Origin of the sequence: Nostoc sp. DedSLP04 (genome assembly GCF_034530775.1) — a bacterium.
Classification (GTDB): Bacteria; Cyanobacteriota; Cyanobacteriia; order Cyanobacteriales; family Nostocaceae; genus Nostoc.
The window spans coordinates 137,305-154,138 of record NZ_JAVRCL010000011.1 but is presented as its reverse complement, the minus strand read 5'-3'; the positions used below and the strand labels follow the sequence as shown (position 1 = coordinate 154,138).

Genomic DNA, 16,834 nt, shown 5'->3' with positions numbered 1-16,834 from the left:
TGCTACTATCCATATCTGGGTTCAAAGGATTTTATTAGTGGGATAGGTTCATGAATTATCCTTCATCAGCCTATCTGAATTTATGACTCCACACACCAGACTCCGCAATCTCAACACGATTACTCAGCTGTGACGAGTTCAGTACTACCACGTGTACGACGCCGTGTAAGACTATTATACAGCATCACACCGATCGACTTGATCAAATTACCTTCCAATTCCTGGAACAGCTTCATGTTCGTGCCAAAGGCGGCGTTAGCTTCATCAACGATGCGATCGGTTGCCGCCTCGTCAAGGGGTAATTCATCCAAAGTTTGCCGATATTTGGTTTTGAATGCCTTCTCATCAGGAATTTCTGGAAACTCATAAAAGGCTGTTCCTTGTCCATCAGACAAATTCATCGCTGTTACAGCAATATTTTTGAGAATTTGTCCCCCGGATAAGTCACCTATGTAACGAGTGTATGAATGGGCGATTAACAATTCCGGTTCTGTAGCAGATATTTCTCGGATGCGCTGTACATAAGCTTCACCTGCGGGAGATAGTTTGATTTGCTCTCTCCAGTTTGCACCAAAGTAATAACTTAGGTCTTGCTCTAAGCTATGCTTGCGGTTTAGCTGAGGAAAGTTAATTTTAGAAACTATTGGGTGCTGGCGGTGCTTTTCTATTTCCTCTTCCATCGCTGAGTAGACGAAGTAGAAGTTAGCAACTAGTTTCCGGTAAGAGTTTTTTTCCACTACTCCTTTTAAAAAGCACTTGACAAAACCTACATTTTCTGCCATTGTGTGGGCTTTCTTAGTGCCTACACGTAATTTGGTTGCTAAATTGCTGCTCATGCTAAATTTCTCAACTTTAAAAAGTTTACTGCCGGAGTTTTGATTTACTAACGGCTAAAAAGGCCATTAAAACGTTACCTTAAAACTATTTGATGAGAATTTATATTAAAATTTTTTAAGCTGCAATGATTTTGTAGTTTTTTACACAGCGATAAGGCTAAGAGAACAGAATTTTAGATTTTAGATTTTGATTTTTTGTTGTTATTAGCTGAATCTTGCTTTCATTCTCAGCTTGGATGAAAAATTTTGCGATTTACCAAAAGTAATATTTATTACATACTTATTTGGTAATAGCATTATCAAGTGTGAACTAATACAGATAAAAATCAAAACGAAAATTGTCGGCATAAAAGGAATAATCAGCTAAGATGTGGAGACTTTACTAATAAAGTAAAAACCAATACTGACTTTATCAAAGATTTACAATCTTAGAAAGAAAAATTCAGTATTATTACGTAAAGATGGCTCGATCTAAAATGAATTTATAAAGAGAAAAAGCATGTCAAAATTGCTGAATAAAGTCTTAAGTGCTATTTATTTTTCAGTGTGATTGTGTGGAGTGTTTAAAAATATGGTTTCATCTATAACTCGGACATCGGGCATTTCTGGGGGTTCTACTTCTGAAGTTGAGGGATTGGGCAAAGGGATTGAGAGCAGTTTTGGACTGAATTTAATCCCATTACCAGCAAATCCCTTATTTGGCACAGATGGGATTCGCGGACGAGTCGGAGAATTACTGAATGCGCCTTTAGCATTGCAAGTTGGTTTTTGGACGGGGATTGTTTTACGTAACCATGCTGCTCAAGTAGGGCCAGTCATTCTCGGACAGGACTCTAGAAACTCCAGCGATATGCTGGCAATGGCTTTGAGTGCAGGGTTAACAGCAGCAGGGTTAGAGGTTTGGTATTTGGGATTATGTCCCACTCCTTGCGTTGCCTATCTCACCAGTATCAGTGATGCCATTGGCGGAGTGATGATTTCTGCCAGCCACAATCCTCCAGAAGACAATGGAATTAAGGTTTTTGCTGCCAATGGTGGGAAGTTGCCGCAAATCTTGCAGACAGAAATTGAAGCGGGACTGCGTGGCAAGATATCACCGATCGCTAGAGTCACTAATTGCGGACGGCATTACTCACGTTTCGAGTTAGTGGAAGATTATAGCTCGGCGTTGAAAAAGCCCTTAAACGGTGTCTTGAATCTTCAGGGAATGAAGATTGTTTTAGACTTGGCGTGGGGAGCCGCAGTTGGGTTAGCACCATCAGTATTTACCCAAATGGGAGCGGAGGTAATCTGCTTGCATAACGAAGCAGATGGCGATCGCATTAATGTTAACTGCGGTTCCACGCACCTGGACATTTTGGCAGCAACGGTACAAGAACACAACGCCGATATCGGCTTTGGCTTCGATGGCGATGCCGATCGCGTCTTAGCAGTAGACAATACAGGCAGGCAAGTTAACGGCGATTACATTCTCTACCTGTGGGGACGACACTTACAACAAAACCAACAATTGCCAGACAACTTGATTGTATCTACAGTCATGGCCAACTTAGGCTTTGAGAAAGCTTGGCAGCAAATTGGTGGTAACTTAATTCGTACCGCAGTTGGCGACCAATACGTACAAGCCGAAATGCAGCGCACTGGGGGAATGCTAGGTGGCGAACAATCAGGGCATATTCTTTGCCGTCACTATGCCGTCACTGGAGATGGCTTGTTAACCGCATTACACATAGCATCTTTGGTGAGAGAGGCAGGTGTTCCCTTGAGCGAATTAGTAGATCGAAGCTTCCAAACCTATCCCCAATTGTTGCGGAACGTGCGCGTTGTCGATCGCGATCGCCGTTTGGGATGGCAAGATTGCCAACCTGTGCAACAAGCGATCGCTCTTGCTGAAGCTGCAATGGGCGATTCCGGCAGAATTTTGGTTCGCGCCTCTGGCACAGAACCAGTGATCAGAGTAATGGTGGAAGCAGCCAATGCTGAACTCACCAACTACTGGACAAATGAACTAGTTGCCAAAGTACAGCAGCATCTGATGGATTAAATTAGCTAATATCTCATTTCAGCTTCAAAAAACGCCAATACAGCTTCTACGATTAACCACCCTTGGTTATGTCTAGAAGCTGTAACATTTTGATTGCTTATTAAACCCGAATTATCCAATACGTTTCGCTTAAGGATTGTTGATGAAAATATACTAAAATTCAGAGATACAACATTGTTTTACTAAATAATTTTTCCTTCAATTAATTCCTCCCCTATGTTCAGTTTTTACCCAGCGCGATCGCTCCTTTTGCACACACATCTTTGAAGTGGTCACAATCATCACAGGAATCCAATGCACCATGTATAACGACCCTTGAATTGTTGCCCAAACCAAAGACCATCCTCGTAAATTTTGAAATTGGTAAAGTCCAGCAATAAAGGCAATTGTCAGAATGATGCTAAGTAGTGTCTGGAGGGGAAACAGAACTGGATTATGGCTATAAAAAATTGTCCAAAGTAAGTCGGGTATTAGTCCAATTGGCAGAAGAAATTGCAATATAAAAAACAATAGTAAATCAATTTCTTTTGCCCAACCTAAAGTAAAAATTTGCGGAAAATAATCTAGGTAACGCTGATAGCCACCTTCAGCCCAACGACAGCGTTGATTCCAAAGTTTTTCCCAAGTAGTTACACCTTCTTCCTGAATTGATGGAACTGTAACAAACTCAATTTCCGTACCTGTTAAATAGAGTTTGAAACAAAGATCCAAATCATCGGTGACAGTGTTCTCATTCCAACCTTGACACTTTTCTAATAATTGCCGACGAATTAACATCCCATTACCGCGCAGTTCAGACATTCCACCAATAGCAATGCGATGGGTTTGTAGAAAGCTATCACAGTTCATTTCCATCTGCTGGCAATGGGTTAAGAAATTGGTATTAGCATTAGAAATTGCTTTTCGTACTTGCACTGCACCGATCGCTTGCTTATGAAACAGAGGTACTGTTTGCCGGAGAAAATTAGCTCTTAACTGAGCATCCGCATCACAGACTAAGATAATCTCCCCTTGAGTAAAGGGAAACACTGCATTCAATGCACCTGATTTACCACCTTTTGATTCCCGTCGATGAACTTGTAAAGCTGGAAATTGAGTTTGTAATTCTTTCAAAACTTGAGGAGTTTCGTCGGTACTACCATCATCAACAACCCAAATATCTAGGGAATCGCTGGGATAATTCAGTTGGCATAAGCTGTAAACTAGATTAGCCAAGACTGGGCTTTCATTTTTAGCCGGAACTAAAATCGAGACTGACGGTAAATAAATTTCACTCTCCATCACCGCCACCACTGGTTTAGCTAAGAGCATCCGTAACGTTTGCACAATCAGGATTGCCGTTAATCCCAGCATCAACCATTGTGTTTCTGGTAGCCAGTGCAGTAAACTCACGCCACTCCAGACAAATAAAACTACTAGGGTTGCTTTGAGACGGCGATGAAAGCTAATATTTTTACTGGACTGATAAATACTTCCCACTTTATTTGCTATATCCTTTCGGTTCGTGGCTTAGTCGTGCGACGTAATAATAGCATTGTCACCACTCCCAAAAGGAAACCGCCCACTCCTGCTGCAACTGCTAGAATCCGCCCTAATTGTTGAGCAGTATTCAACACTGGGTTATTCAACAGATTGGAGGAGAAATGTAGCGATTGAATCGTCCATTTATCTTGGAATTTTTGCAGCACAGCTGTCCATCGCAAGGCCATATCAGCCGCTTTGCCATCTTTGAAAAAGAAAGATGCCATCGCTTCTCCAGAGGCAACATCGATTTCTGGAGTGAGAAATGTTCTGAGACTATCTCCTTTTAGTTGCATTTTGATATCTTTAATGGAACTGGAAAACTGCTGATTCCAGTACTTTTCAAACTCAGGAACTTTATGAAATATCTGATTATCAACTGTTGTGATTGTGAAGTTTGGGTGCAAGTAAGGCTGTATTTTGGAAAAATCGCGAGTGTTTAGAGCTTGCAGGGCAATATCCCGCGTGCGAATAATTGCATTTATCTCCTGTGGGTTGACATCTGCTAGAGCGTATTGGGGTAGATTCCAAATTACTAACATTAACAAAACACTCCAAAGTCGCTGAGTGCATTTGTATATGCTTACTTGTCTCTGTTTCATGAGCCATAAAACCTGTAGATTGGGTGATGCTTACTGATAATTGTTTTAATCTTAATACGCACATTTTGCCACTTCTGTTGACTGGCACTGATTAAAATAATTTTTACATTGTTTCCATATACACAAGCTTTAATTTAATAAGGTGCGTTGTGGAATTTATATCATGTCCAGATAAATAGTTATGATTCCCACAGTCATTGCACCCCACCCCCAACCCCTCCCCGCTCTTCGGGAGGGGAGACAAAGCATAGCTTTGGCGGGGTGGGGTTCTTCGGGTTTAATAAGTAATCAAGCGGACATGATATTATTCCTAACTCTCAAATCTCTAACGTGCGTTACGCTGACGCGATAACACACCCTACAAAACGACAAAATCAGATTATCGAGTTAGGAGGCTGAGAAATCTAAACTTTGCCGAAAAGAGATCAGCAGTTGATTCAATGCAGCCATATCAATTAAAAATGCATCATGTCCGTGGGTTGAATTCAGCCATGCCAGTTGAGCATTAGGGATTAAATTTGCCAATTCTTGTTGTTCGACTGGAGGATAGAGGATGTCAGAATCAATGCCGACAACTAAAGTTGGTTGCTGGATGCTTTGCAGAATAGATTCATAATCTGACAAATCAGGACTGGTGCGATCGCGTGCAATATCATGGCGATCCATTGCATGGGTGAGAGTGATGTAAGTGTTGGCATCAAATCGTTCTGTTAGCTTTTGACCTTGATGCTGTAGGTAACTGGTTATAGTAAACTGCTCAGATGCATCATACTCGCGTCCAAAGCGGCTTGTAAAACTATCCCAAGAACGGTAAGTAAACATCGCCATCATCCGCGCTACTGCTAGTCCTTGGTTTGGCGGCGCATCCAGAGTATACTTCCCTCCTTGCCAGTTTGGATCGGCATAAATTGCCTGTCTTTGGGCTTCACTTAATCCAATACACCAAGCTGAATGTCTGCCAGAAACAGCAATGGGTGCGATCGCTTTCACCTTTTCTGGATATAACAACGCCCACTCCAGTGCTTGCATTCCACCGAGCGAGCCACCAATTACTAACCGCAGAGATTGAACACCCAGGTATTCTAATAGCGCAACTTGCAGGCAAACCATATCTCGGATTGTAATTTTAGGGAAGAATACGCCATAAGGGTTTCCCATTATGGGGTTGACAGTAGTTGGCCCAGTTGTGCCGTAACAACTTCCCAAAATGTTGCTGCATACAATAAAGTCGCGTTCTGGATTGAAGGCTTTCTCTGAACCAAATAAAGGTTCCCACCAATCATCAGCATCAGCAGAACCAGTTAAGGCATGACAAATCAGTACCCCATTATCGCCTTGAGCATTTAACTGTCCCCAGGTGCGATAAGCAACCTGAACCCCAATTAATGTTTCGCCGCCTTCTAATTGAAATGGTATTGTTAGCTGGTAAAACTGGGTTTGCGGTGAGATGAAGTCTGAGTAGATCATAACTAGAGTGTGGGAAGCAGAGGGGCAACGGAGCAGGGGGACAAGGGGGACAAGGGGGACAAGGGGGACAAAAAGGAATTATAGAACAAGTCTCTCCCAAGTCTCCCCCCTCTTCTTGCTTGGTCTACCTTGTCTCTTCCCCATGCCCCATGCCCCATGCCCAATGCCCCATGCCCCATGCCCCATGCCCAATGCCCAATTAAAAACTAAATCCTAACTTGCCCGAATGCTTGCTCAAAATCTTCTTTAATGTCGTCGATATGTTCAATTCCCACTGATACTCGCACCAAATCGGGTGTCACACCTGCTGAAAGCTGTTCGTCATTACTTAGCTGTTGATGGGTTGTAGAAGCGGGATGAATAACAAGGGTTTTCGCATCACCAACATTTGCTAAATGACTCGCTAATTTCACATGATTAATAAAAGCTTTACCCGCTTCTAGTCCACCTTTGATGCCAAAGTTTAAAACTCCCCCAAAGCCATGCCGAAGATATTTTTTCGCTCGTTCATGATAAGGGTGATTGGGAAGTCCGGGATAATTAACCCAAGATACTTGCTCTTGCTGCTCTAACCACCGAGCCAATTCTAGGGCATTGCTTACATGACGATCTACACGTAGAGAGAGAGTTTCTAATCCTTGCAGTAACAGAAAGGCGTTAAATGGACTCAAGGAAGGGCCAAAATCTCGTAACCCCTCGACTCTAGCGCGAATAATAAAGGCAATGTTGCCAAATGTTCCACTAGGGCCAAACACTTCTTGAAAATTTAGCCCATGATAGCCGGGTGCTGGCTCAGTAAATAGAGGAAATTTGCCATTACCCCAATCAAATTTACCCGAATCGACAATTACACCACCAATGGAAGTACCATGCCCACCAATCCATTTAGTTGCAGATTCTACTACTATGTCTGCACCATGCTCAATTGGTCGAGCTAAATAACCACCAGCACCGAAGGTATTATCCACAATTAAAGGAATGCCGTTTTCGTGGGCAATGTGAGCTAAAGCGGCAAAGTCGGGAATATTGAATTGAGGATTGCCAATGGTTTCAACGTATAAGGCTTTGGTGCGATCGTCGATCGCCTGACGAAAACTTTCTGGGTCATCTCCCTCAACAAACTTGACTTTAATACCTAACCGTGGTAGTGAAACTTTAAACTGGTTATATGTCCCACCATACAGAAAACTAGTGGAAACAATATTATCCCCAGTCTGAGCGATGGTACTGATTGCCAAGAATTGCGCCGCTTGCCCACTAGCGGTTGCTAATGCTGCTACACCCCCTTCTAACGCAGCAATCCGCTTTTCAAATACATCCGTCGTCGGGTTCATGATGCGGGTGTAAATGTTACCAAATTCCTGGAGAGCAAATAACCGCGCTCCGTGGTCGGTGTCGTCAAAAACGTAGGAAGTCGTTTGGTAAATCGGTACAGCACGAGCATTAGTTCCAGGAGCAGGCTCTTGTCCAGCATGAACTTGCAGGGTTTCAAAACGATATTGTTCTGACATAAGCAGTTATTTGAGTTTCCAATTATACAAACAAGTAACAATAATTGAGCGTTGTTTTGGATAAATCAACGGTAATTTGGAGGGCTTACCGTATTTTACCTGTTTGCATCTAAGATTCCTCATCTCTAGCACAACAAGTTGGAAAATAGAAAATGGGAATTAACACCTCTTAATTTATATTTACAAAAAAGCGTGTGAGTCGTCATGCAAATAGATCAGCCTTTTAGAATTAATGCTGCCCAACCAGACAAACTAAAACAATTTCTTCCCAAACCTTTAATTATTTCCAGCCCAGTTACAGGTTGCAATGGTTTTTATTTTGCCTATCATCGCCAGTCAAACTATCAACTTCCTGAGACATCGCCTTTTCAGCACATTATTACCATTTACAGTAGAGAGTTTCAGGCAAAATTAAAAATTAACGGACACTGGCAAAGTAAATCTTATGCAGCAACCGATGTAGGGATTTTTCCTGCCGATCAAATTTCGCCAGCAGTACAATTTGAACAGGAATTAGGGTTTATTCACTTTGGCCTTGAACCAGCGATGATTACTCGCGTTGCCTACGAATCAGTAAATGCTGATACCGTTGAAATTGTCCAACAACTGCAAACGCACGATCCATTGATTCAACAAATTGGACTGACACTTAAGCACGAAATAGAAACTAGTGGATTTGATAGTTCCCTGTATATGGAGTCAGCAGCAAATCTACTGGCAGTGCATTTATTGAAACGTTACTCAACGCAGAAATTTATCATTCGAGAATACACAGGTGGATTACCAAAACATAAATTAAAACAAGCGATCGCTTATATTAACGATAACTTAGACCAAAACTTATCACTTGCAGAAATTGCTGCGATCGCACAGATAAGTCCGCATTATTTTGCTAGCTTGTTTAAGCAATCAATGGGAATAGCACTCCATCAATATGTCACTCAATGCCGAGTTGAAAGAGCAAAATATTTACTTGTAAAACGAGAACTATCAGTTATACAAGTCTCCCAACTAGTAGGATTTCAAAGTCAAAGTCATTTCACCAAGGTTTTTCGCAAATATATCGGCATCACTCCTCAAGCATTTAAGAAGCTACACTGATTTTTCGGAAGATAACGCTAGTTTTCGGAAGATTGCGTGAGACAGCACGATATTATTAAAGCTAGACTCAATAGTTGTCATCACACTTTAAGTCCATAGTCCAAAAAATGACACAACTAAAACCAGCCGAAGAAATGCCCGGTAGCTTTGGGCTACCCATTTTAGGTGAAACTCTCCGATTATTTGCTACCCAAGGATGGGGACTGGCGAAGAACTATGAACGCTACGGGCCAGTTTTTAAAACTAGCATTTTAGGAAAGAAATATGCAGTTTTGGTAGGGGTGGAAGCAAATCGACTAATTTTGCAAGAAAAAGCCGATTATGTATCTTCCTACTTAGGATGGAAAGTGGCTATGGAGCATATTTTTGGGCGGCCTATGATGCTTCAGGATGGTGAAGAACATCGCCGGACTCGTCGTTTAATGGCTCCAGCGTTTCATAGTAAAGCCATTGCTAATTATTTTGATATCATGCAAACTGAAGTTAACAAATGCCTAGAAAACTGGGTGCAAAACAGTCCAACTTCCATCAAGAATGAATTTAATCAGTTAGCATTGCGAATTGGAATTCGGCTATTATTAGGTGTTCGACTACAAAGCGAAGTTGAGCAAGTCGAACAGTTGTATAACGCTTTGACGCAGGGAGCATTGGCGCTATTACGGTTAGATATACCATTCACAAAATATGGTCGTTCCCAAAATGCTCGTCGTCAGTTGAAAGCTTTCTTACAAAAAATTATCAACGAACGTAAACTTCAAGGCAACTTAGAAGAATCTTGTGATGTATTAGGATTATTTTTGGCAGCATTAGATGAAGAGGGAAATGCTTTAGCCCAGTCACAGATCGTAGACGAATTGATACACTTATTAAATGCAGCGCATTTCACTACTGCTACATCCTTAACGTGGGCAATGGTTGAATTGGCAACGCGTCCGCAATGGCGTGAAAAACTCCGCCAAGAACTTACAACAGTTGTCAAAGATGAACCTTTGAATTTGGGACACCTCAAGCAACTTAATCAAATGACTTATTTTTTCAAGGAAATAGAACGACTTTACAATCCCGCAGGTGTAGTGCTGTTTCGGGGAGTTGTAAAAGAAATTGAATACGCAGGTTATCGCATTCCTCCCGGTTGGGTGGTGATTGTTGCTCAAGGATTAACGCATCGCATGAGCGAGATTTATACTAACCCAGAAAGTTTTGATCCAGAACGCTTTGCCCCTCCTCGCGAAGAAGATAAAAAAGACTCCTTTGCTTTAATTGGTTTTGGTGGTGGCGAACATATATGCATTGGAATAGAGTTTGCCAAGATGGAAATGAAGATTTTTTTGGCAAGCTTGCTGCAACGATATGATTGGAAAGTGACACCGGAATATAAATTTAACAACTATCATCAACCACCGTTTCGAGTTGAAGGAAAATTACAGGTGCAAGTCAGCAACCTCGAATTGAGAAACTAAACTCAAAATCAGCCTGTATCCGTTGCAAACTTACTCACTCAGTTTTTGATTTTTAAGCACAAATTGCTCAAGATCGTGAAACTGTCCTTTGAAGAAGCCATACTGTTTCAGTACACCCTGACTGTGAAAACCTAACTTTTCTAGCAATTTTTTAGAAGCTATGTTTTCTAACATGACTTGGGCAACAACGAAATCTAAACCCATTTTCTCAAACCCAAATTGCAAGATAGTACCCACCGCCTCAGTCATGATGCCTTGTCTCCAAAAAGTACTGGCAAGCTCATAACCGACTTCGGCTGAGTGTTCTTGTGGGTTTACCTGGAACCCACAAGAACCAATCAAAACGTTGTCTTGCTTACGAGCAATTCCCCAGCGAATTGCATCTCCTCGCTCAAAGCGTTTGGCTCTACGTTCAACAACAGCGATCGCTTCTTTAATAGAAGTGAAGGTATCAAGATCGTGAAACTTAGTCACGCCTGGATCGGAGAATACAGCAAAGATAGCCTCAGCATCCTGCAACGTTGTCTCACGAAGAAGGAGCCTTTCTGTTTCTAATTCAGGAAAGGAAGATAGTGAGAAATTGTTGCTCATAGTTGCTCCTTTAGAGCTAACTTAGCGATCGCCACAGTAACAAGACAATTTCATTAGGCTCAAGGTTGAATAGTCTTTGCCGACTGGTTAAATAACAAATCTCGTGACTTATCTGGATCGAGCGGCTGAGTTTGCAATGCTTCTGCTTTCTCGTAGGCGCGAATTGTTGCTGGACGGGCTTTAATTGCCTCAAACCACCGTTTGAGATGAGGAAAATCTTCTAGATTCTGACTTTGGCGTTCATAGGGTACAATCCAGGGATAGGCAGCAATATCGGCGATAGAATAATCACCAGCCACAAATTCTCTATCTGCTAGTTGCTTATTCAGCACTCCATATAAGCGTCCCGTCTCATTCACATAGCGGTTAATCGCATATTCAATCTTTTCGGGAGCATAAGTACTAAAGTGATGATTTTGTCCCGCCATTGGCCCCAGTCCTGCCATTTGCCAGAACAACCATTCTAAAACTTTAGTGCGATCGCGTAAATCTTGGGGGATTAATTTCCCGGTTTTTTCTGCCAAATATAGCAAGATTGCACCAGACTCAAATACCGAAATTGGCGCACCTCCATCTGCTGGTTCATGGTCAACGATCGCAGGCATCCGATTGTTAGGAGAAATCTTTAAAAATTCCGGCTTAAATTGATCTCCAGCCCCAATATTCACAGGAATTATGGTATAAGGTAAGCCAACTTCTTCCAAAAAAATTGTGATTTTATGACCGTTTGGGGTTGTCCAATAATAAAGCTCAATCATGGTTATCTTCCCTAAAATTGTGCGATTGTTTTTTAAGCCAATAGTGCAGACAGCTTTTTCGGATTTCTCACAAAACCTGAAAATAAGAGGGCGAAAGCTGCAAAAATGTATATACAGTCAGCATTTTAGCACTTTATACCCAAAAGTATTGTCCTAGAGGTAAGATGGAAAATCGCTTTCAGAATGGAGCTATAGCCCCATACTGGACTATTTTGCTGGGCTATTAATGATTTTGCATTACAAAAAAAGACGTAATGCTTAAAAAAAATTAACTAGTTCATCTGTAGAGACGATGACGCTTTTCGAGAAGTTGGTGAAGTTGCATTGTCACCCCAAAACCTAGAATTTCAAATACTTAGAGAGTAACTTATGAGTGAAAAAACAGTAAGCGTGATTAAAGCAAACTTATTGCCAAAAGGAGATTATGTTTCGTCAGGATTTTCCACTATTCAGGCAGATTCATATTTTCCCAATATAACTTTGGGAAATAAATATGATTCTTTTTGGCTTTACTTGCGGCGGGATATTACTCATAACTGGTATGTGGATAAGCGACGGCAAAAGGTAGGTTTTGTAAGCAGAGATGAAGCTCATATTCTATATAATACAGCCTTAAAATTTCGAGGAAAAAAAGCTTTAGAAATAGGTTGCTGGATGGGTTGGTCAGCTTGTCATTTGGCTCTAGGAGGAGTAGAGTTAGATGTAATCGATCCGATGCTATCTGAACAATTATTTAATGAAAGCGTTACAGAGTCACTAAAATCAGCAGGCGTTAAGGAATCTGTAAATCTCATACCAGGATTTAGCCCTCAAAAAGTAGAAGATATCGCAAATAAATTTCAACGTAAATGGTCATTGATATTTATAGATGGTAATCACGAAGCACCAGCACCGCTCAATGATACAATTATTTGCGAACAACTTGCAGAAGCAGATGCTTTAATTTTATTTCATGATTTGGCTTCTCCCGACGTAGGCCAAGGTTTGGACTACTTAAAAGAAAAAGGATGGAACACAATGGTGTATCAAACTATGCAAATTATGGGAGTTGCATGGCGGGGGAATGTTGAGCCTGTAATACATCAGCCAGATCCTAATATTAACTGGCGCTTACCTCCACATTTACAAGGTTATTTTGTAAGTGGTTCAGTTGAATCTGCAACGGAAGATAAATTTGCAGAAATTCTCAGAGCAGTTCGGCCATTTACTTTATTGAGTGAAAGAAAGTTATTCTCGCTTTATAGTCAGGCAAAACAAATATATTGTTATCTTTTTTGGCTGCCAAAAATGTTACTACTAGCGATCGCCAGAATCAAACCTATCAAGGGCAACTAGCTTTGTATTATCAGCCATGACTAGCAACTGTCTATGTGTTGCTAGTCATGGCTTTCTCTGGATGAAACATAGAGCTTCGATTCATCATGCCTCAGTCGCTCATCTTGATGGAGCAATTGTATTGCCTGGTAGTCTAAAAGTGCATGAGTCATTTTTGAGTTGACAACCATTTCAAAGAAATCAGAACGCTCAATGGCAATAACTTTGATCGCTGCGTCATTTGCCGCACGTACTGTTGCTGTGCGCTTGCTTCGCTGGAGTAATCCTATTTCACCAAAAGAGTTATTAGGCCCCAATGTTTTTAATAATTTTGATTCTGAACCTGAAGACTCTTGAATGATTTCTATTTCCCCTTCAATCAAGATATAAAATCTATCAGCCACATCACCCTGGCGGATAACAATTTCACCGGGCTGGAAGGTCAACATTTTTAGCCTGGGAATCAACTGAATTAATTGCTTATCCGTTAAGGTTGGTAAAGTAACAGATACCTGACCCTCATAGTCCACATCCAGTTTGCCATCTTCCATACGCACAATGCGATCGCTAGCGCCAAAGATCCGACTGTCATGGGTAACAATCAAAACCGCACTTCCTTGTTCTTTCGCCAGTGTGGTCATTAGTTCGGTGACTTCTTGCCCTGTTTGCCGATCTAAAGCGGATGTAGGCTCGTCGGCCAGAAGTAATCGAGGACGGTGAACGAGGGCGCGGGCGATCGCCACACGTTGTTTTTGCCCGCCAGAGAGATCCCTTGGGTAAGCATTCAAGTGCTGCCCTAGCCCCACCGCTTTCAGAATTTGCGAACTTTGGCTTTTTGCTTTTTGAGGCGTGAAATCATCCTGTAGTTCCAGCGAAACCATCACATTCTGCTGGACAGTCATAAAATCCAGTAAGTTAAAATGCTGAAAAACATAGCCGATTCCTCGCCGTATTTGCATTCGCTGGATTTCGTTGGCTCCCTTCAATTCACGATCTAAGACTTTGAGACTGCCTTCTTGAACAGAACGCATACAGCCAATTAGAGATAGTAGCGTTGTTTTCCCAGAACCAGATGCTCCAGTTAAAATAACAACTTCTTTTGGGTAAATATCCAGATCGATTCCAAATAAGATTTGTCTTTGACTTCTGCCTTCCCGGTAATAATGATTCAGCCTTTTAATGGCTATAACCTGATTCATAAACCTATAAAATTAAGGAATTAAATTTACTTAAAAACATCCACTGGATCTGCATCTTTAACCTTTAGTAAGGAAAGTCCTGCTGATATTATGCAAATCATGCAGACTAATCCTAAAACAAATAATCCTGATTCTACAGTCATTTGGATAAATATTTTTGTAGTTTTAACTAGATAATCATAAGCCAAGCATGATATTATTGCACCTGGAATATATCCGGCAATAACCAAAAATATTGCCTCTTGAAAAACTATAGAAACTAAAGAATTGTGGTTCAGACCCAAAGCCTTTAACGTTGCATAATTGGCAAGATTATGCGTAACCTTTACATAAAGTATTTGGTATAAAATAAAAATACTAATAATGATAGCAATAATCAAAATAAACCGAAAGATAAAACCCATCGGTGAGTTGCTTTCATGAAATACTTTTTCTCTGGCGATTAATTCTGATTTAGAAAATATTTTAATGTTTGCCGGAAGATATTTTCTTAATTGCTCAACAGTTTGCTCTATATTGGTATCTGAATTAGCATCTGGTTTTAATTTAATTAAGCCAGCATCTATTTTTGTCAGGCTCCGCCCAAATAATTGGCTAAAAGTTGTTGGATTGATAATAAAACTAGCATCATAAGCATTATTAACCCCTAACTCAAAAAGTCCAACAACTCTAAGTTCTCGCAACGATCCAGTAGCTCCTGCTAAAACTTCTGCCGATGAATTTCCTGTTTCGTTGAATTCAGTAATGATAGGACTAAATTCATTTCTGGCATTACGGTCAAATAAAGCGAATTTTTGCTTGTTTAGTTTTTCAAGATTCTCTTTAAGTCCGGGAAGATTTAGTGTTTGTATATTAGAAGGAATGCCTATAACGTTCACTCTAATACGATAAAGAGATTGATTTCTGTCGTACCATTGGGTTGAAGTAATATAAAGTGGTGCGACAGATTCAACGTTCTTTAACGCTAGTGCTTGATATAAAGGTCTGGAGGAAAACGTTACTGGTTGCAATACAGTTGAAGAGAGAGAGCTAACTAAAACAATATCTGCATTAAAATTCAAAGGTAATTGCAACGCTCCTTCTAAAAAGGCATTTCTCAGCCCAAGCTGCATAAAAATGAGAAATGTAATGCAAAAAATTCCTACAATTCCCGCTATAGTTTGATTGCGTTGATATCTCAATTGCAACCAAGCAATGGGAATTTTTTGAATTTCAATTACAAAACGTCGAATCATTCTTTAAGTCCTATTGATACATCAACTTTGAGATTTGTCATTCCTGCTACAACACGGCTATTTTCCCGATTCAGGAGAATTTTTACTTCTACCACATGAGCATCCACATCTGTTGCGGCATCTGTATCTAAAACATCGCGTTTACCAATTTCTAAACCCACTTGAGATACTTTTCCAAAGAGCGGTTTAGTGAGGCTGGGACTGGTAATCGTTGCTGTTTGGCCTAGATGTATTTTGGGGATATCTGTTTCGTAAACCTCTGCTACTACCACCATTTGCATCGTATTACCTAAACTCACGATGCCTTTCGTCCCTACCATTTCACCGGGAGAAGTTTGCACCTTAATGATTTGTCCAGTTCGGGGCGATCGCACCACACTCAAGGCTAATTCCGCCTGAGCCTGCATCACCTTTGCCTTTGCGTGTTTCACTTCTGCCTGAGACAACTGCACATCTACCGGACGAACTTCTGCCAAACTATTCAAAGAAGCACGGGCTTGATTCACCTGTCGTTGTGCCGCTTCCATCCCCAAGCGTTTGCTATCGTACTGGGAAGCCGAAACCGCTCCCTCGTGGTACAAACTGCGATACCGTGACTCCTCCATCTGAGCATTTTTCAATTCCGCTTCCAAACGAGCGATCGCCGCTTGTTGAGCTTGTAAATCTCCCTGTTTTGCCCCAGATCGTACCTGCATTAATCGCGCTTGGGCTACTCTCACCTCTTCTAGCGCCATATTCACAGTTGCCAGACGACGAGTATAATTATCCAACACCGCAAGCACTTGCCCTGCCTTCACCCAATCCCCTTGCTGCACGCGTAGCTGTTGAATGCGGGCTGATTCCGTTGAAGAAGGCGGAAACACTTGAATTACTTCTCCTTCAGGTTCCACACGCCCCAAAGCCGTCACCGCTTGCACCACTGGAGTTACAACCACTGGCTGAGGTTTAACTGCTTCACTCGTCCCCATCATCCGATATGCGATCGCCCCACTAAGCGCGATTCCACCATAAAATACTGTAGTTAAAAATACGGTTAATATAGTATTTCTACTATTGTCATTCCGAGTAAATAAATGTGTCATAGTTCTTCCTGCTTGGAGTATAAAACTATTGTTAGATATAGAATATAAGTCAACTTCACCTTGATAAAGTAAGAAATCAAAGCATAAATTATCTGGTAAAGTTTTTATCCTTA

General features: G+C 41.2%; 14 protein-coding genes. 4 read left to right on the top strand and 10 right to left on the bottom strand.

Annotation, left to right across the window (positions count from 1 at the left end):
• Positions 1-119: 119 nt before the first annotated feature.
• Entirely contained in the window at positions 120-836 is a 717-nt protein-coding gene (locus tag RMX89_RS09400; protein WP_322667120.1) for a heme oxygenase (biliverdin-producing), read from the bottom strand.
• A 571-nt stretch (positions 837-1,407) separates the two neighbouring features.
• Here RMX89_RS09400 and glmM point away from each other — a divergent pair.
• Positions 1,408-2,880: a phosphoglucosamine mutase gene (gene glmM, locus RMX89_RS09395; protein ID WP_322688737.1), complete on the top strand. Its 1,473-nt coding sequence runs from the start codon at positions 1,408-1,410 to the stop codon at positions 2,878-2,880.
• A gap of 198 nt (positions 2,881-3,078) precedes the next feature.
• On the opposite strand, the gene RMX89_RS09390 is transcribed toward glmM, so the two are convergent.
• The 4 genes from RMX89_RS09390 to RMX89_RS09375 all read right to left on the bottom strand — a co-directional run bounded on the left by RMX89_RS09390 (position 3,079) and on the right by RMX89_RS09375 (position 7,981).
• On the bottom strand, positions 3,079-4,359 hold the full coding sequence (locus tag RMX89_RS09390) for a glycosyltransferase (RefSeq protein WP_322688736.1): 1,281 nt from the start codon (positions 4,357-4,359) through the stop codon (positions 3,079-3,081).
• 8 nt (positions 4,360-4,367) lie between these two features.
• A complete protein-coding gene (locus RMX89_RS09385) occupies positions 4,368-4,943 on the bottom strand; it encodes a YybH family protein (protein ID WP_322688735.1) in 576 nt (191 codons plus the stop codon).
• A gap of 447 nt (positions 4,944-5,390) precedes the next feature.
• Positions 5,391-6,470, bottom strand: a complete 1,080-nt coding sequence (gene metX, locus RMX89_RS09380) for a homoserine O-acetyltransferase MetX (protein WP_322688734.1) — start codon at positions 6,468-6,470, stop codon at positions 5,391-5,393.
• A 206-nt stretch (positions 6,471-6,676) separates the two neighbouring features.
• Positions 6,677-7,981 (bottom strand): O-acetylhomoserine aminocarboxypropyltransferase/cysteine synthase, encoded by a 1,305-nt coding sequence (locus tag RMX89_RS09375; protein ID WP_322688733.1) that lies wholly within the window; start codon positions 7,979-7,981, stop codon positions 6,677-6,679.
• A 204-nt stretch (positions 7,982-8,185) separates the two neighbouring features.
• On the opposite strand from RMX89_RS09375, the gene RMX89_RS09370 reads away from it, so the two are divergent.
• Together RMX89_RS09370 and RMX89_RS09365 are read left to right on the top strand one after the other, a co-directional pair.
• Positions 8,186-9,082, top strand: coding sequence for an AraC family transcriptional regulator (locus RMX89_RS09370; RefSeq protein WP_322688732.1), 897 nt, complete (start codon positions 8,186-8,188; stop codon positions 9,080-9,082).
• 107 nt (positions 9,083-9,189) lie between these two features.
• The gene (locus RMX89_RS09365) at positions 9,190-10,542 is read left to right on the top strand and encodes a cytochrome P450 (protein WP_322688731.1); all 1,353 of its coding nucleotides are present in this window, start codon (positions 9,190-9,192) and stop codon (positions 10,540-10,542) included.
• A 30-nt stretch (positions 10,543-10,572) separates the two neighbouring features.
• Here the strand turns inward: RMX89_RS09365 and RMX89_RS09360 are convergent, their stop codons facing one another.
• The gene (locus RMX89_RS09360) at positions 10,573-11,133 is read right to left on the bottom strand and encodes a GNAT family protein (protein WP_322688730.1); all 561 of its coding nucleotides are present in this window, start codon (positions 11,131-11,133) and stop codon (positions 10,573-10,575) included.
• A gap of 59 nt (positions 11,134-11,192) precedes the next feature.
• Positions 11,193-11,891 (bottom strand): glutathione binding-like protein, encoded by a 699-nt coding sequence (locus tag RMX89_RS09355; protein ID WP_322671672.1) that lies wholly within the window; start codon positions 11,889-11,891, stop codon positions 11,193-11,195.
• 369 nt (positions 11,892-12,260) lie between these two features.
• On the opposite strand from RMX89_RS09355, the gene RMX89_RS09350 reads away from it, so the two are divergent.
• Entirely contained in the window at positions 12,261-13,226 is a 966-nt protein-coding gene (locus RMX89_RS09350; protein WP_322688729.1) for a class I SAM-dependent methyltransferase, read from the top strand.
• A gap of 41 nt (positions 13,227-13,267) precedes the next feature.
• On the opposite strand, the gene RMX89_RS09345 is transcribed toward RMX89_RS09350, so the two are convergent.
• Genes RMX89_RS09345 through RMX89_RS09335 form a run of 3 tightly spaced genes read right to left on the bottom strand, consistent with a single transcriptional unit; the run spans position 13,268 to position 16,721 of the window.
• On the bottom strand, positions 13,268-14,404 hold the full coding sequence (locus RMX89_RS09345) for an ATP-binding cassette domain-containing protein (RefSeq protein ID WP_322688728.1): 1,137 nt from the start codon (positions 14,402-14,404) through the stop codon (positions 13,268-13,270).
• Between the two features lie 26 nt (positions 14,405-14,430).
• Positions 14,431-15,639 carry an FtsX-like permease family protein gene (locus tag RMX89_RS09340; protein WP_322688727.1) on the bottom strand — a complete coding sequence of 403 codons (1,209 nt, stop codon included), beginning with the start codon at positions 15,637-15,639 and terminating at the stop codon, positions 14,431-14,433.
• Positions 15,636-16,721, bottom strand: coding sequence for an ABC exporter membrane fusion protein (locus RMX89_RS09335; protein ID WP_322688726.1), 1,086 nt, complete (start codon positions 16,719-16,721; stop codon positions 15,636-15,638). Before RMX89_RS09335 ends, RMX89_RS09340 begins: the two co-directional genes overlap by 4 nt.
• Positions 16,722-16,834: the final 113 nt, after the last annotated feature.

Excerpts from the sequence above, each read along its gene's own strand:
- RMX89_RS09335 (WP_322688726.1), bottom strand. The coding sequence starts at position 16,721 with ATGACACATTTATTTACTCGGAATGACAATAGTAGAAATACTATATTA.
- glmM (WP_322688737.1), top strand. The coding sequence starts at position 1,408 with ATGGTTTCATCTATAACTCGGACATCGGGCATTTCTGGGGGTTCTACT.
- metX (WP_322688734.1), bottom strand. The coding sequence starts at position 6,470 with ATGATCTACTCAGACTTCATCTCACCGCAAACCCAGTTTTACCAGCTA.
- RMX89_RS09370 (WP_322688732.1), top strand. The coding sequence starts at position 8,186 with ATGCAAATAGATCAGCCTTTTAGAATTAATGCTGCCCAACCAGACAAA.
- RMX89_RS09385 (WP_322688735.1), bottom strand. The coding sequence starts at position 4,943 with ATGTTAGTAATTTGGAATCTACCCCAATACGCTCTAGCAGATGTCAAC.
- RMX89_RS09345 (WP_322688728.1), bottom strand. The coding sequence starts at position 14,404 with ATGAATCAGGTTATAGCCATTAAAAGGCTGAATCATTATTACCGGGAA.
- RMX89_RS09340 (WP_322688727.1), bottom strand. The coding sequence starts at position 15,639 with ATGATTCGACGTTTTGTAATTGAAATTCAAAAAATTCCCATTGCTTGG.
- RMX89_RS09360 (WP_322688730.1), bottom strand. The coding sequence starts at position 11,133 with ATGAGCAACAATTTCTCACTATCTTCCTTTCCTGAATTAGAAACAGAA.
- RMX89_RS09375 (WP_322688733.1), bottom strand. The coding sequence starts at position 7,981 with ATGTCAGAACAATATCGTTTTGAAACCCTGCAAGTTCATGCTGGACAA.
- RMX89_RS09400 (WP_322667120.1), bottom strand. The coding sequence starts at position 836 with ATGAGCAGCAATTTAGCAACCAAATTACGTGTAGGCACTAAGAAAGCC.
- RMX89_RS09350 (WP_322688729.1), top strand. The coding sequence starts at position 12,261 with ATGAGTGAAAAAACAGTAAGCGTGATTAAAGCAAACTTATTGCCAAAA.
- RMX89_RS09365 (WP_322688731.1), top strand. The coding sequence starts at position 9,190 with ATGACACAACTAAAACCAGCCGAAGAAATGCCCGGTAGCTTTGGGCTA.
- RMX89_RS09355 (WP_322671672.1), bottom strand. The coding sequence starts at position 11,891 with ATGATTGAGCTTTATTATTGGACAACCCCAAACGGTCATAAAATCACA.